We start from the raw sequence: 14,625 nt of genomic DNA, 5'->3' as shown, positions 1-14,625 counted from the left end.
GTCAGCCGGGCTCACCGAGGGCCGCTCGCAGGGCGGCTCGCGTGGCCTTGCCCATCGCGTCGCGGGGCAGCGCATCCACCACGGTCACGGCCCGGGGGGCGAACGCCGCCGGGTGCCGCCCACGCACGTGCGCCCGCAGCGCCGCCAGGGTCGGCGGGTGAGCGCCGTCACGTGGCACCACCACCGCGTGGACGACCTCCCCCCACTCGGGGTCCGGTCGGCCGATGGCAGCGGCGTCCGCGACGTCCGGGTGGCTGCGCAGGGCGGTGACCACCACGGACAGGGGCACGTTCTCGCCGCCGCTGATCACCACGTCGTCGATGCGGCCGAGGACGGTCAGTCGGCCGTCCGCCTCGAGCCGGCCGAGGTCGCCGGAGGTGAACCATCCCTCGTCGTCGAGCACGGCAGCGCTCGCCGCCGGGTCGCCCCGGTAGCCCGCGAAGCGGACGGCGCCACGCACCCGGATCCGGCCGTCCTCGGCGACCTCGACCTCGACGCCGTCGAGCGCCCGTCCGTCGTAGACGCACCCACCGCAGGTCTCGGTCATGCCGTAGCTGGTGGTCACCTCGATGCCCGCCGCGGCTGCGCGGGCGAGCAGTTCCGTGCTGGCTGCCGCGCCGCCGAGGAGCACCCGCCGTGGTCCCGCTGCGGCGTCACGGTCGAGCCACCGGTGCAGCTGGGTCGGCACGACGGCGACCCGGTCGGCCCCCGGCGCGAGGAGGGCATCGAGGTCGCCCGGGGCGACCGCGTCCGGATCCGTCCCGAGGGCCCACCCACGCCGGAGGGCGGTGAGGCCGGCGACGTGGTGGAGGGGGAGCGGGACCCGCCAGATCTCGCCGTCCTGGCACCGCAATCGTGCCAGCGAGCCACTCGTCGAGGCGGCGAGCGCGGCGTCGGTCAGTTCGACGCCCTTCGGGGTCCCCGTCGACCCGGAGGTCGCGACCACCAGCGCGGTGCCGTCGGCCGTCGGCAGCGGTGCGGGCAGGGACCGACCCGCCGGGTCGTCGAGCGTGGCGATCCGGTCGGGACGGAGGGCGGACAGCAGGGCGTCCAGCTCCGTTCGCGGCGCAGTCGGATCGAGGGGCAAGATCGCGTCCCCCGCCTCCCAGCGGTCGCGGACCGCTCCCGCGGCACGCGGGTCCGCCGACACCTCGAGGGCGATCAGCCGTGCCACCCTCGCTCCTGGCCTGGTCGGTCGCCGCCGACGGCCTCGGCGGACCGCCAGCGTAGGCTCCGGGACGCGGGCGCCGGGTGGCGCAGCGCGGTCCCGATGGGAGGACGTGCGACGTGGTCTCCGAGCTGTTCGACGCCGACCGGTGGCGCGAGGTCCCCGGGTTCGAGGACCTGACCGACATCACCTACCACCGGGCGGTCGACCAGGGCACGGTCCGGGTCGCGTTCGACCGGCCCGAGGTACGCAACGCGTTCCGGCCGCACACCGTCGACGAGCTGTACCGGGTGCTCGAGCACGCGCGGACCTCGTCGGATGTGGCGTGCGTGCTGCTGACGGGCAACGGCCCCTCGCCGAAGGACGGTGGGTGGGCGTTCTGCTCCGGTGGTGACCAGCGCATCCGCGGCAGGGACGGCTACCAGTACGCGGCCGGCGACACCGCCGAGTCGGTCGATCCGGGGCGGTCCGGAAGGCTGCACATCCTCGAGGTGCAGCGGCTGATCCGGTTCTCGCCGAAGGCGGTCATCGCGGTCGTCCCCGGGTGGGCGGCCGGTGGCGGTCACTCGCTGCACGTCACCTGCGACCTGACCATCGCCTCGCGCGAGCACGCCCGGTTCAAGCAGACGGACCTCGACGTCGCGTCGGTGGACGGTGGGTTCGGGTCGGCCTACCTCGCCACGCAGGTCGGCCAGAAGTTCGCCCGCGAGATCTTCCTGCTCGGTGACGAGTACTCGGCCGAGGACGCCCACCGGATGGGCATGGTCAACCGCGTGGTCGACCACGCCCAGCTCGAGGCGACCGCGCTCGACTGGGCAGCCCGCATCGGGGGCAAGTCGCCGACGGCCCTGCGCATGTTCAAGTTCGCGATGAACCTCCCCGACGACGGGCTGATCGGCCAGCAGGTCTTCGCCGGTGAGGCGACGCGCCTGATCTACGGCACCGACGAGGCGCAGGAGGGTCGCGACAGCTTCCTTCAGAAGCGCGACCCCGACTGGTCGGCCTACCCGTACCACTACTGACCGGACGATGACCGACCGGACCCGCGGCTGCGGCTCGGCTGATCCGGGCCGGGTCGTTGCCTGCCGAGACGCGGGAGCTCCCAGGTGCGCCGGTGGGCGTCCGCTTCCTCGACGGAGCGGAACCGCCGTACCCCGCGGGGAGCGCGAGCGCTCGGACCGAGTGCCCCGGCGATCGCCGAGACGGCACAGGCGGCGGCGATGCCGTCCTCTGGCGTCGCGGCGCGCGGGGCTGCCGGCACCTCCTCGATGCTGCGGTACCGACGGACCGGCACGGCTAGGCCTCCAGGTCGAACGCGTCACGGAGACGTTCGGCGTCGTCCCGGTCACGGCCACGGACGGTGTCCCGCTTCATGCGGTACAGCGTGGCCGGTGTGACGACGCGCATCGTGCGACCCCGGACGTCCACCTCCATCACCTCGAGGTCCGCGAACGCGAACGTGTCACCGAGCCGGCTCACGAGGTCGATGCTGTAGTCCACGTCAGGGGGGCCGTACTGCATCACCGGGTACTCGCCGGCGAGGTCGACCGAGGTGATCTCGTCGATGGACGGGTCCTCGAAGACGCTGTGCAGCGCTCGGCGGAGCCGGGCGACGTTCTCCTCGTCGGGCGCGACGAACAGGTCGAGGTCACGCGTGGCTCGGTCCAGGCCGTGCGCGGCCAGTGCCATCGCCCCGATGACCGCGTAGTCCACCCCCTGGGCTTCGAGAGCCTCCAGGACCGCGAGCACGTCGTCGAGTTGCATGCGTGGAGGGTAGACGTGGCCGTGGTGTCGGCGGCGCCCGGTGGACCTCTACGCTGGTGGGGATGACGACCACGAGCGGCGCTCCGGGCGCGCGGATCTGGATCGAGGCAGCGCGTCCCCGGACGCTGCCCGCTGCCGTCGCGCCCGTGCTCGTGGGGACCGCAGCGGCGGAGGTGGCCCCCGGTGGCCTGTCGGTCGTGCGGTTCCTGCTGGCGCTGACCGTGGCGCTGACCCTCCAGGTGGCGGTCAACTTCGCCAACGACTACTTCGACGGGGTCAAGGGCGTCGACACCGAGGCCCGGACCGGCCCGCGCCGGGTGGTCGCTGCCGGCCTCGTCGCGCCGTCCGCGATGAAGCGTGCGATCGCGCTCACGCTCGTCGTCGCTGCCCTCGCCGGCCTGGCGCTGGCGGCCCTCGTCGGGTGGGAGCTGCTGCTCGTCGGCGTGGCCGCGGTCCTCGCCACCCTCGGTTACTCGGGCGGGTCGCGCCCGTACGCCTCCGCCGGGCTCGGTGAGGTCTTCGTCTTCGTCTTCTTCGGCGTGGTCGCGACGGTCGGGTCGGCCTACGTCCAGGACGGCGGCGTGACGATGGTGGCGGTGCTCGCATCGCTGCCGATGGGGTGCCTGGCGACCGCGCTGCTGGTGGTCAACAACCTGCGTGACATCCCGTCGGACACCGAGGTGGGCAAGCGCACGTTGGCGGTCCGTCTCGGCGAGCCCCGGACCCGCCTGCTGTACGTCGTCCTCGTGGCGGTGGCGTTCACCGGGCTCGTGCCGTTGGTGCTGGTGACGGGGGAGGGTTGGCTGCTGGCTCCCCTCCTGGCGATCGTGGTCGTCTGGCGAGGTGTCGAGCTGGTCCGCCATGCGCCGCTCGGCCCGCGCCTGATCGCCGCGCTCGGGCACACGGCGCAGGCGCAGTTGGTGTTCGCCCTGCTGTTGACCGCTTCCCTGCTGTTGACCGGGGGTGGCCGGTGACGGGAGGCCGGGGCGAGGTCGCCGAGCTGGCGCCGTTCGAGCTCCCGATGCGCCTGCGGTTCCGGGGGGTGACCTCGCGCAGCGGTGTCCTACTGCGCGGCCCCGCCGGGTGGGGGGAGTTCTCGCCGTTCGAGGAGTACGGCCCCGCGTACGCCGCCAGGTGGCTGGCCGCCGCCCGCGAGGCGGCCTGCACCCCGTTCCCGACACCCGTGCGCGACCGCGTCCCGGTCAACACCACCGTCCCGGCCGTCGACCCGGCGACCGCGTACGACCTCGTGGCCCGCAGCGGGTGCACGACCGCGAAGGTCAAGGTCGGGGAGGCCGGTCAGGACCTCGCCCTCGACGTCGAGCGGGTCGCCGCGGTCCGGGATGCGCTCGGCCCCACCGGTGCCCTGCGCGTCGATGCGAACGCCGCCTGGGACGTGGAGACCGCCGTGCTCGCCATCGGGCGTCTGGACACGGCCGCGGCCGGCCTCGAGTACGTCGAGCAGCCGTGCGCCACCCTCGGGGAGATGGCGGAGGTCCGGTCGCGGGTCGCGGTACCGCTGGCAGCGGACGAATCCGTGCGGACCGCCGAGGACCCCCTCCGGATCGCGGGGCTCGACGCCGCTGACGTCCTCGTCGTCAAGGTGCAGCCGCTCGGCGGGGTGGTCCGCGCCCTCGAGGTCGTCGACGCGGCCGGCTTGCCCGCCGTCGTGTCCTCGGCGCTGGAGACCTCGGTCGGCCTCGCTGCCGGGGTCGCGTTGGCAGCGGCCCTGCCCGAGCTGCCCTACGCCTGTGGCCTCGGGACCGCGACGCTGCTGTCCGCCGACGTCACCGACCAGCCGCTCACCCCGCTCGACGGTCACCTCGAGGTCCGTCGGGTCACCCCGGACCGGGCCTCGCTCGACCAGGCGACCCCCGAGCCGGACGTCTCGATGGCCCTGCTCGAGCGCCTCGCCGCAGCGTCCGCGCACCTGCACACCTGATCCCGGAGGGACCCGCTTGCAGGCCCAGAACCCGTCCCACGCCCTGGCGCTGGTCCTCGTGGACGAGCTGGCGCGCTGCGGTGTCACCGACGCGGTCCTCGCGCCCGGCTCGCGGTCCGCCGCCCTCGCGATGGCGCTGCACGACGACCCTCGGCTGCGCCTGCACGTCCAGGTCGACGAGCGCTCGGCCGGCTTCCTCGCCGTCGGCCTCGGCCGCGCCACCGGACGACCCGCCGCGGTCGTGGTCACCTCCGGCTCGGCGGTCGCCAACCTCCACCCGGCCGTGGTCGAGGCCCACACTGGTGCCGTCCCGCTGCTGCTGCTGACCGCCGACCGCCCACCCGAGCTGCGCGGGACGGGAGCCAACCAGGCCATCGACCAGCTCCACCTGTTCGGGCGTAGCGTGCGTTGGTTCCACGAGGCCGGTGCTGCCGACGACCACCCGGGGGCGGTGGCGCACTGGCGGTCGATGGCGGCACGTGCCGTCGGCGAGGCACTCGGCCTCGCCGGCCCGGCCGGTCCGGTGCACCTGAACCTGCCGTTCCGTGAGCCCACCGTCCCGGCGAGCGATGACGGCCGGACGCGGGCGGAGCCGTTCTCGGCGTCGCTGGACGGCCGACCCGAACGTCGCCCGTGGGTCAGCATCACCCGAACGCCACGCCACGCGGCGCCGGGCGAGCTCGCCGTCCTCGCCGGACGGCTGGTGGCGACCGAACGCGGGCTGATCGTGGTCGGGCAGACCACCGCCCCCGCGGGTCCGATCCACGCGCTCTCCCGCGCCACCGGCTACCCCGTGATCGCCGAACCGCCCTCGGGCGCCCGGCTGCCCGGCGCGCTGGCCCACGCCCACCACCTGCTCGGCCACGCTGGCTTCGCCCGGGCGCACCGACCCGACCTCGTGATCCGCATCGGCCGCACGGGGGTGTCGCGCAACGTCGCGTCACTGCTCGGACCCGACGTGCCGCAGGTGCTGATCGACCCCGACGGCGGGTGGCACGACCCCGACCGCGCCGTCAGCCACCTGCTGGTCGCCGACGTCGCCGCCACCTGCACCGAGCTGGTCGACGAGCTCGCCGTACCTGCCTCGTCGGAGTGGGCCGACGGGTGGGCCGCCGCCGACGCGGCCGCTGCCGATGCCGTGGCCGCGGTGCTCGACGACGGCGACCTCCCCTCCGAGCCGCGGACCGCACGCGACCTCGCCGCGGCGCTGCCCGACGGGACCACCCTGGTCGTCGGGTCGTCGATGCCGATCCGCGACCTCGACCAGGTGATGTGCCCCCGCGAGGGCCTGCGCGTCCTCGCCAGCCGAGGAGCCTCCGGGATCGACGGGACGGTGTCGACGGCGCTCGGGATCGCCATCGCGGACGCGACCAGCGACGGGGCCCGGCGGCAGCCGACCGTCGCGTTGGTCGGCGACCTGACCCTCTTGCACGACAGCAACGGCTTCCTGCTGTCACCCGACCTCGAGCGCGTCGACTGCACCTTCGTGGTGCTCGACAACGACGGCGGCGGCATCTTCTCCTTCCTGCCGCAGGCCGCCTACCCGGCGTCCTTCGAGCGCGTCTTCGGAACCCCGCACGGTCGCGACCTGTCGCACCTCGCCGCGTTCCATGAGCTCGGCTACCACCGGATCGACCTCGCCAGCGACCTGCCCACCGTCCTGACCCGCACCCGCCTGGCCGGCGGCATCCACCTGGTCCACGTGCGGACCGACCGCGAAGCCAACCGCCAGCTCCACGACCGCCTCACCCGCGCCGTCCACGACGCACTCGGCTGAGGGTCCGATCCAGGGTCGTCCTCGGTCGCTGGGCGACCTGCGGTCTCCCGGCGCCGTGCGTGCTCCTCGATCCCTGAGGGTCTCGTCCGCGCCTCCGGCGGGAGGGTCGTCCTCGGTCGCTGGGCGACCTGCGGTCTCCCGGCGCCGTGCGTGCTCCTCGATCCCTGAGGGTCTCGTCCGCGCCTCCGGCGGGAGGGTCGTCCTCGGTCGCTGGGCGACCTGCGGTCTCCCGGCGCCGTGCGTGCTCCTCGATCCCTGAGGGATCTCGTCCGCGCCTCCGGCGGGAGGGTCGTCCTCGGTCGCTGGGCGACCTGCGGTCTCCCTGTGCCGTGCGTGCTCCTCGATCCCTGAGGGATCTCGTCCGCGCCTCCGGCGGGAGGGTCGTCCTCGGTCGCTGGGCGACCTGCGGTCTCCCGGCGCCGTGCGTGCTCCTCGATCCCTGAGGGATCTCGTCCGCGCCTCCGGCGGGAGGGTCGCCTGAGTTCGGCAGCGGGTGTTGATGGATGGGCCCGAAGGGATGCGCAGCAACGGGCGTTCGCTACCGGTTGCAACCGCACGTGCTGAGGTGGGCGTTGGCTACCGGTTGCAACCGCACGTGCGGCTACGAGCGTGGCGGCCGGGTCGCGGTCGCGGGCGCTGACGAGCTCAGCGGGTGACGAAGCGCACCTCGACGTGCTCGTGGTCTCCCACTGGAGCGATGCCGCGGCATCGCTCCGGAACCAGGGGCAACCGACCGGTGCAGAACCGCCGGGACGCATAGCTCGTACGGGCGTGGTGCCCCGTCCGCCGGGGCGCCGCTGGCCGCAGGTGGAGCAGATGGATGCGGTCCCGGCCGCGCCCACCCGCTCCACCTCCGGGCCGGCCGTGTCGACCGGCGAGCGGCGACGCGGATGCAGTCATCAGACTGCATCTGAGCATCGGGGTCACGGCGTCGTGCCTGGGCGGTCCCCGGCCCGGCCGCGAACCGCCTCGACGAGCTCGCGACGCCGGGCGTGTCCCACCGGTCGTCGGGGTGCTCGGTGACGTGAGAAGACGACGGTGACGGCAGACGGCGGTCCAACGCCGTTCCGGCGTCACGGTCGAAGCCTGGCGTCACCGGACGAGGGCGCTCGATGGTCACGTGGCCGAGGCTCGGGTCGTCGACGACCGGGTGACGCTGCGCGTCTCCGAGCAGCGGGATCTCGCCAGCTACCACGAGCGGCTGGCGGCGCTCGTGCGCCGCTACGAGCTCGTCAGCGCGCCCGACGACCCGGTAGCGGTCGCGAACGAACTGCTGCGTCGCGCCTGGGACACCGAGACCGGATCTGGCTCATGGCTGCGTTGTGCGAGGCGGACCCGTCGAGACGGGCCGGACATCGTTCAGCCACCGGTCGTGAACATCGCGTGGGGCTACGACATCGGGGACACACACGCCCACGTGACGACCAACTGCAGCCCCGCGATCGAGGGCGAACCGATGGACGTGTTCTTCACTCACGACGTCCGAGGGGTCGTCGACCCGGATGACGGGCAACCGCTCTGGCCCTGACGGGCTGCCGCTTGACCTAGATGCTGCGGCCGTAGTGCCTCGCTCCGCTTGCTACGGCCGGATGATGGCGTCTTCGATGCTCGGATCCCAGGACGCTTCTCCGGCGGGCGGATCGTGATCCGTGTTCCGACCTCGGTCGGCGGCCGTCCCCCGCGGAGCGGAGGGGAGGCGGCTGGGTCACGGTTCGAGGGCGGCCTGCATCGCGAGGAGCTTCAAGCGGGTCTCCTCGAGCTCGTCCTCCGGCAGAGAAGCGGCGACGATCCCGACGCCGGCGAAGAGCCGCGCCCGTGCGCCCGCCAGCTCGGCGCAGCGCAGCGCGATGGCCCACTCGCCGTCGCCCGCTGCGTCGATCCAGCCGACCGGTGCGGCGTAGCGTCCCCGGTCCATGCCCTCGAGCTCGGCGATGACCTCGAGCGCCCGGTCCCTCGGGGTGCCACCGACGGCCGCGGTCGGATGCAACTCGGCGACGACCTCCAGGACGGAAGCGGACCGGTCGAGGTGGCCACCGAAGAGCGTGGCGAGGTGCTGGACGTTGTCGAGGCGAAGCAGCCGCGGTTCGGGGTCGTGCTGCAGGTCGGCGCAGCGGGCCGCCAGGACCTCCCGGACCGAGTCGGCGGCCAGCTGGTGCTCGTGACGGTCCTTGTCCGATGCGAGGAGGGCGGCGCCGAGGGCGGCATCCTCGGCCTCGTCGGTGGACCGGCCGGTCGTGCCGGCCAGCACGCGGGAGGTGACCCGGTCACCGTCGCGGGCGAGGAGGAGCTCGGGCGTGGCGCCGACGAGGCCCTCGACCACGAAGGTGTGGCAGCTCGGGAAGCGTGCCGTCAGGCGGCGTGCGAGGTCGAGCGGGTCGAAGGTCTCCTGCGACCAGACCGCGTGGTCGCGGGCGAGGACGACCTTGTCGAGGTCGCCGGCCTGCAGGCGGTCCACCGCGATCGCCACGGCCTCCAGCCAGCGCAGGTCCGGCTTGGACGAGCCGGCGAACCGCGGCCGGTCGCGGGGCGGTGTGAGGGGTGGCGTGGTCGCCGGACCGGGGACGGTGGCCGCACCGTCGGGATCGAGGGTGGTCAGCCACGTGGTCCCACCGCGACGGCCGACCACCACGCGCGGGACGATCAGCGCCGACCCGGCCGCACCGGCATCGAAGGTGAACGCCCCGAGCGCCACCAGGCCCGTGCCCGGGAGCCCGACCTCGTCGTCGACCTCGGCGTCCCTGCCGAGGTCGTGGAGCTGGGTCTCCGCGCGGGCGAAGCGCTCGTCACCGGGACCAGGATCGAGGCGGGCAGCCACCCCCCAGCCGACCAGTCCTTCGCCGCGCCGCACCCACGCCACCGGGTCGTGGGACGCGGGGGACAGGTCGAGGAGCGGACGGTCGTCGTCGAGCCGCCGTGTCACGACGCGCAGGCTCACGCGCCGGCTCCGTCCTCGCGGGCGCCGTCCGGACCTTCCACCTCGCGGGCGACACGCTCCGCGGCGGCAGCCAGCAGCCGGCGCCGCGTGTGGTGGGCCACGAGCCGCTCGGTCGCGGGCAGCATGACGCGGTAGGCGGTCACGAGTCGCTCGCTCGCCTCGGACTCGTCGTCGACGGTGCCGCGGACCGGGTCGCGCACGAACCGGAGGAAGGCGTCGACGGCGTGGTCGGCGATCTCGCGTACGGCAGCATCGGTTCGTCGACCGAGGTCGAGCAGCTCACCGAGGGGCAGCCCGGCCTCGACCAGGGCGAGCCCACCACGCACCGCCTCGGCGTCGGCGCGCGAGTACCGGGCCACGCCGGAGGCATCGACGTGGTGCGGCAGCAGCAGGCCGGCCCGAGCGATCGAGCCGAGGAGGGCGCTGGTGGCCCCGACCTCGGCGGCGAGCCCGTCGAGGTCGAAGGGTGCGTCCTCGTCGTCGGAGACGGCTGCGGCGAGGGCCGCGTCCGGACGCGACAGCGCGCCGTCGGTGGGCGACGGCGCGGGGTCGTGGGGCGGGTTCGACGGGGGCACGTGCGCGAGGCTACGGCACCCAGCGGGGTGCCTCCCCGTCAGCGGCGGAACAGGCCCTTCTTGGCGGCCTTCTCGTCCAGGCGACGCTGGGTGCGTCGGCCGACCCCGCGGGCGGTGAACGAGCCGTCGAACGGCGAGTTCGCCGCGTCGGCGGTCGGCGGCGGGCCGGGGGGCGCGGCCACCGGCACCGGGGCCGGCGGTAGGGCCGCCCCGAACGAGGTGACGGTGGGTGCTGGTGCGGGAGGTGGCATCGCATGGGCCGGTGGCGCTGCAGGGGCTGGCGGCGCTGCGGCGGCCGGCGGCATCGGGGGTGACGGCTCGGCTGCGACCCAGAGCTCGTCGAGCATGCTGGCCGACGGTGTCGGCGCGGGCGCGGCGACCGGGTGCGCGGTGGGAGGTGGTGACACCGGCCTGGCGGCGCTGGCGTCGCGGTCGTCGAGCGATCCGATGGCCGCTGCGAGGCTGGCGAGCTCGTCGAGGCCGGTGGCCTCCTCGGGCGAGCTCGGGGGCGCCGGTGAGCCGGGCGTCACGGCGAGGTTCGCCGGTGGGACCGGCGGGACGGGGTCCTGGGAGGCCGGGGCCGGTGTGGGCCGAGGCGGCGCCACGGCGGGACCGTCGGAGCCGAGGCCGCCGAGATCCCCGAGGTCGTGCAGCACCCGGAGGAGGTCGTCGCTGCTCTCGGCAGCCGGGGCCACGGCCTCCGTGGCGGCGGCGGGGGTCGTGTCCCGCGAGGCGGGCAGTGACGGAGGCAGGGCCACGCGGGGCTGGGGCGGCTGGCTGTCGATCAGGATCGGGTCGATGTCCACGACGCCGACCCAGGGCTTGGGCTCGTCCGGGTGCGGGACGCTGGTGCCGATGCCGGCCGCGACCCGGGCGCCCGCGTGCCCGACCTCGTGCCCCTCGGGGCAGCGGCCGGAGGGGTCGATCAGCGCCGGGGCGCCGCAGTCGGTGCAGTGTGCGAAGGGCACGTCGTGTCTCCTCGGTGGTCACCGGGTGCCGCGTCCACCGCGCGTCCGGGCGCCGTGGCCGGGGGTAGCCTCGTACCGCGGTACCCCGTCGTCAGGTCATCGGCAGGTGGGTGGCCCGCGTTGAGCGGTCCCGCGAGGCTGTCCGCAGCCCGCACCCGGGCTCCGTGGTCCCGCCCCTGCTGTACGCCATCCCGCCGTCCCCCGCCCCGCACGTCTCGACCGGATGGTTGTCGTGACCTCGAACCCCTCCGCCGATCCAGGTGTCCTGCCCGCCGCTGGCCGCGAGGGCAAGGACGCCGCCCTCGTCCAGGCCATGTTCGACCGGGTCGCCCCCCGCTACGACCTGGCCAACGCCGCGCTGTCGCTCGGGCAGGACGCCCACTGGCGGCGGGTCGTGGCCCGTGCGGCCCGACCGGACGACGCCGACGTGCTCGACGTCGCCGCCGGACCCGGCAACGTCGCGACCGAACTCGTCGCGCGAGGGGCCCGGTCGGTGGTTGCCCTCGACCTGTCCGAGCAGATGCTCCGGGTGGGCTACGAGCGCGGTCACGACGGCATCGTCTGGGTCAACGGCGACGCGCTCGCGCTGCCGTTCCCCGACGAGAGCTTCGACGCGCTGACGATCTCGTTCGGTCTGCGCAACGTCCCCGACCCCGAGGCTGCGGCTCGGGAGTTCGCCCGCGTCCTGCGGCCGGGGGGACGCGTCGTGGTGTGCGAGTTCGCCGCGCCGACGTGGCGGCCGTTCCGTGAGCTCTACCGGCGCTACCTGGTCGGAGCGGTGCCTACCGTCGCACGAGTGGTCTCCTCCTCGCCCGATGCCTACGTCTACCTGGCCGAGTCCATCCTGGCCTGGCCCGACCGCCGTGTCGTCGCGGGCTGGTTCGAGGCCGCCGGGTTCGCCGAGCTGCAGGTCAAGGACCTCGCCGGGGGGATCGTCGCCGTGCACCGTGGGTTCCGCCGGTGAACCGCCGTCGGCGGCGCACCGGGGTGACGCTCGTCCCCGTGCTGGTGGTGCTGCTCGGCCTGCTCGGCTGCCGCGCGGCACTCGATCCGCAGGCCGAGCTCGAGGCCGCGGTGGCCGCCACGGCGGCATCCCCGTTCACCTTCAGCCTGTCCGCTCAGGCGGACCGGGCGGCGCTCGACCAGCTCGGGGGTGACGCGGTCGAGGCCGCCGCCTTCCTCGACGGTGCCGGTCTGACCGGGGCACGGGAGCCCGACGGGCGGCTCCAGGTCGCCTTCACGCTCGGTGGGGACGTGCCGCTGCTCGAAGCCATCTCCCAGGGGGACGGCGAGGGACTGCTGCTGCGGACCGGCCTCGGTGAACTCCTCGGCCTCGAGAGGCGCGATCCCGCCGAGGCGCTCGGCCCCGCCCTCGAGGAGCTCGGCGTCGATGCCGCGGGTCGGGAGGCGCTGGCGACCTCCTTCGCCGGCGGCTGGGTGGCGCTGACCGACGTCGGGGACCTCGGGGAGCTGCTCGGCGCCACGACGGACGACGGTGGAGACCCGGCCCCGGCCTCGGAGGGGCTCGCCTCCCTGCTCGAGGAGGTGACGGTCACCGGCGCGCGCGATGCCGGCGAGGTGCGGCGACTGGACGTCGAGGTGCGCGCCGCCGCCCTGCTCGCTGTCCTCGGGTTGGGCGGGATCGATGGCGGGTTGGGCGGGATCGATGGCGGTCTGGGCGGAAGCGACCGCGCGCTTCCGGGCACCCTCGACCTGCGCGACGGGCAGGTCCTGGAGGTGCGCCTGGAGCTGTCGGGTGGGGACCTCGGTGCCGACGGGCCGGGCACGAGCGGCGCGAGCTCGGAGGCGGCCGGCGTGGTGGAGCTGGTGCTGCGGATCAGCAGCGCCGACGACGGTCATGCGGTCGTCGAGCGTCCCGAGCCGGGTGCTTCGCTGACAGCCGGGCAGCTGCTGGACCTCGTCGATCGGCTGCAGACGGCGACCACCCCGCCCGCCCCGTGAGCCGCCCCCGCGCCCGTGCCGCTCTCCCTCGCACGCCCGTCTGGACCGCTGGCCGGAGTGGGTAGACTGCGCGGGCGCTCGTGAAGGATTTCACGAGCGCTCCCCGCGTGATCGAGGAGTCCGACGATGGCCGCCACGCTCGGTGCCGTGACGGACGCCGACGTCGTCGTCGCCGGTGCCGGTCCCGGTGGTGCGGCCGCGGCCGCGCACCTCGCTGCGCGCGGGCACGACGTGGTGCTGCTCGAGAAGGACCGCTTCCCTCGCGACAAGGTCTGCGGCGACGGGCTGACCCCCCGTGTGGTCGGCGAACTGCTCGAGCTCGGCATGGTCGACGAGGCCCACGGCCGGGTCGACGGGTGGGCGACCCAGAAGGGCCTGCGCATCCACGGTGGTTCGACCGCGATGGAGCTGCCCTGGCCGCAGCTCGACGACTGGCCGTCCTGGGGCGCGACCGCGACCCGCAAGGTCTTCGACGAGGCCGTCGCTCGGCGGGCACAGTCGTTCGGGGCAGTCCTCCACGAGGGTGTCGCGGTCACCGGACCACGGTGGCGCGACGGCAGCGAGAGTCGCGTCGCCGGCGTCACCTGGCGGGACGAGGACGGCCGCGAGGGTGAGGTCCGGGCCCCCGTCGTCATCGCGGCCGACGGTGCCTCGGGCGGCCTGAGCAAGCGCCTCGGGGTCACCCGGCGCACCGATCGGCCGATGGCCGTCGCCGCGCGCACCTACTACCGCTCGCCGCGGGCCGACGACGAGTGGATCAGTTCGTTCCTCGACCTGACCGACGCCGACGGTGACCTGCTGTCGGGCTACGGCTGGGTCTTCCCGCTCGACGACGGCACCATCAACGTCGGGCTCGGCCTGTTGTCGACCTCGAAGGACTTCCGCGCGGTCAGCTACCGGCGGCTCCTGCAGTCCTGGGCCGGGGGCATGGCCGACGAGTGGCACACCACCGAGGACAACCGCACCGACGCGATCCGTTCCGGCCCCATCCCCATGGGCTTCAACCGCACCCCGCTGCACCAGCGCGGGGTGCTGCTCGTCGGCGACAGCGGGGGGATGGTCAACCCGTTCAACGGCGAGGGCATCTCGTACGCCATGGAGGCGGCTCGCCTCGCCGCCGAGGTGGTCGACGGTGCCTTCACCAGCAAGCGCACCGCCGACCTCGACGCCTACGACCGCGAGCTTCGTCAGCGGTGGGGCGGGTACTACACGCTCGGCAAGGTCTTCGCCGAGCTGGTGGGCCACCCCGCCGTGATGCACGTCTGCACCACCTACGGCATGCCGGTCCGGCCCCTGATGGAGCTGGTGTTCAAGCTGATGGCGCACCTGACCGACCGCCACCCGTCGGACACCAAGGACGTCGTCATCAACACCCTGTCGCGCCTGGCGCCGGCCGCCTGATCCCGATCCGCCCCGACCACTGACCGTCCGTCTCACCTGACCCACCCGACCGCACGGGTCCGCGCGCCTTGCGGCCCGTGACAGCCCGCCCCTACCGTTGCGCGCACCACGTGCGGCGGCAGCACCCCCGGCC

General features: G+C 74.4%; 13 protein-coding genes. 8 read left to right on the top strand and 5 right to left on the bottom strand.

Annotation, left to right across the window (positions count from 1 at the left end; all coding sequences use genetic code 11):
- Nucleotide 1: 1 nt before the first annotated feature.
- Nucleotides 2-1,174, bottom strand: a complete 1,173-nt coding sequence (locus NITAL_RS02295) for a class I adenylate-forming enzyme family protein (protein WP_083441139.1) — start codon at nucleotides 1,172-1,174, stop codon at nucleotides 2-4.
- 113 nt (nucleotides 1,175-1,287) lie between these two features.
- Between NITAL_RS02295 and NITAL_RS02290 the strand changes: the two genes are divergently transcribed.
- Nucleotides 1,288-2,190 (top strand): 1,4-dihydroxy-2-naphthoyl-CoA synthase, encoded by a 903-nt coding sequence (locus tag NITAL_RS02290; protein ID WP_052664456.1) that lies wholly within the window; start codon nucleotides 1,288-1,290, stop codon nucleotides 2,188-2,190.
- 274 nt (nucleotides 2,191-2,464) lie between these two features.
- On the opposite strand, the gene NITAL_RS02280 is transcribed toward NITAL_RS02290, so the two are convergent.
- Nucleotides 2,465-2,932: a nucleotidyl transferase AbiEii/AbiGii toxin family protein gene (locus NITAL_RS02280; RefSeq protein WP_052664454.1), complete on the bottom strand. Its 468-nt coding sequence runs from the start codon at nucleotides 2,930-2,932 to the stop codon at nucleotides 2,465-2,467.
- Between the two features lie 62 nt (nucleotides 2,933-2,994).
- Here NITAL_RS02280 and NITAL_RS02275 point away from each other — a divergent pair, with 62 nt between their 5' ends.
- From NITAL_RS02275 to NITAL_RS02260, 4 genes are all read left to right on the top strand, one after another.
- Nucleotides 2,995-3,906 carry a 1,4-dihydroxy-2-naphthoate polyprenyltransferase gene (locus NITAL_RS02275; RefSeq protein WP_052669280.1) on the top strand — a complete coding sequence of 304 codons (912 nt, stop codon included), beginning with the start codon at nucleotides 2,995-2,997 and terminating at the stop codon, nucleotides 3,904-3,906.
- Nucleotides 3,907-3,953: 47 nt separating this feature from the next.
- Nucleotides 3,954-4,874 carry an o-succinylbenzoate synthase gene (locus NITAL_RS02270; RefSeq protein WP_052669278.1) on the top strand — a complete coding sequence of 307 codons (921 nt, stop codon included), beginning with the start codon at nucleotides 3,954-3,956 and terminating at the stop codon, nucleotides 4,872-4,874.
- Between the two features lie 16 nt (nucleotides 4,875-4,890).
- Nucleotides 4,891-6,651: a 2-succinyl-5-enolpyruvyl-6-hydroxy-3-cyclohexene-1-carboxylic-acid synthase gene (menD, locus tag NITAL_RS02265; protein WP_052664453.1), complete on the top strand. Its 1,761-nt coding sequence runs from the start codon at nucleotides 4,891-4,893 to the stop codon at nucleotides 6,649-6,651.
- 1,120 nt (nucleotides 6,652-7,771) lie between these two features.
- The gene (locus tag NITAL_RS02260) at nucleotides 7,772-8,179 is read left to right on the top strand and encodes a hypothetical protein (protein ID WP_052664452.1); all 408 of its coding nucleotides are present in this window, start codon (nucleotides 7,772-7,774) and stop codon (nucleotides 8,177-8,179) included.
- Nucleotides 8,180-8,356: 177 nt separating this feature from the next.
- Here NITAL_RS02260 and NITAL_RS02255 read toward each other — a convergent pair whose 3' ends face one another.
- From NITAL_RS02255 to NITAL_RS02245, 3 genes are read right to left on the bottom strand one after another with little or no spacing between them, the layout of a single operon-like run.
- Entirely contained in the window at nucleotides 8,357-9,586 is a 1,230-nt protein-coding gene (locus NITAL_RS02255) for an isochorismate synthase (RefSeq protein WP_211262153.1), read from the bottom strand.
- Nucleotides 9,583-10,161, bottom strand: a complete 579-nt coding sequence (locus NITAL_RS02250; RefSeq protein WP_052664451.1) for a hypothetical protein — start codon at nucleotides 10,159-10,161, stop codon at nucleotides 9,583-9,585. The genes NITAL_RS02255 and NITAL_RS02250 overlap by 4 nt, the downstream gene beginning before the upstream one ends.
- A gap of 38 nt (nucleotides 10,162-10,199) precedes the next feature.
- A complete protein-coding gene (locus NITAL_RS02245; protein ID WP_052664450.1) occupies nucleotides 10,200-11,129 on the bottom strand; it encodes a hypothetical protein in 930 nt (309 codons plus the stop codon).
- 265 nt (nucleotides 11,130-11,394) lie between these two features.
- Between NITAL_RS02245 and NITAL_RS02240 the strand changes: the two genes are divergently transcribed.
- The 3 genes from NITAL_RS02240 (at nucleotide 11,395) to NITAL_RS02230 (ending at nucleotide 14,492) form a co-directional block, all read left to right on the top strand.
- Nucleotides 11,395-12,093 carry a class I SAM-dependent methyltransferase gene (locus NITAL_RS02240; protein WP_342674214.1) on the top strand — a complete coding sequence of 233 codons (699 nt, stop codon included), beginning with the start codon at nucleotides 11,395-11,397 and terminating at the stop codon, nucleotides 12,091-12,093.
- Nucleotides 12,090-13,091 (top strand): hypothetical protein, encoded by a 1,002-nt coding sequence (locus tag NITAL_RS02235; RefSeq protein WP_052664449.1) that lies wholly within the window; start codon nucleotides 12,090-12,092, stop codon nucleotides 13,089-13,091. Before NITAL_RS02240 ends, NITAL_RS02235 begins: the two co-directional genes overlap by 4 nt.
- 126 nt (nucleotides 13,092-13,217) lie before the next feature.
- Nucleotides 13,218-14,492 (top strand): geranylgeranyl reductase family protein, encoded by a 1,275-nt coding sequence (locus NITAL_RS02230; protein WP_052664448.1) that lies wholly within the window; start codon nucleotides 13,218-13,220, stop codon nucleotides 14,490-14,492.
- Nucleotides 14,493-14,625 lie beyond the last annotated feature (133 nt).

Origin of the sequence: Nitriliruptor alkaliphilus DSM 45188 (assembly GCF_000969705.1) — a bacterium.
In the GTDB taxonomy this organism is placed as follows: Bacteria; Actinomycetota; Nitriliruptoria; order Nitriliruptorales; family Nitriliruptoraceae; genus Nitriliruptor; species Nitriliruptor alkaliphilus.
The sequence above is the reverse complement of the archived record's forward strand: the minus strand, read 5'-3'. Positions and strand labels throughout refer to the sequence as shown.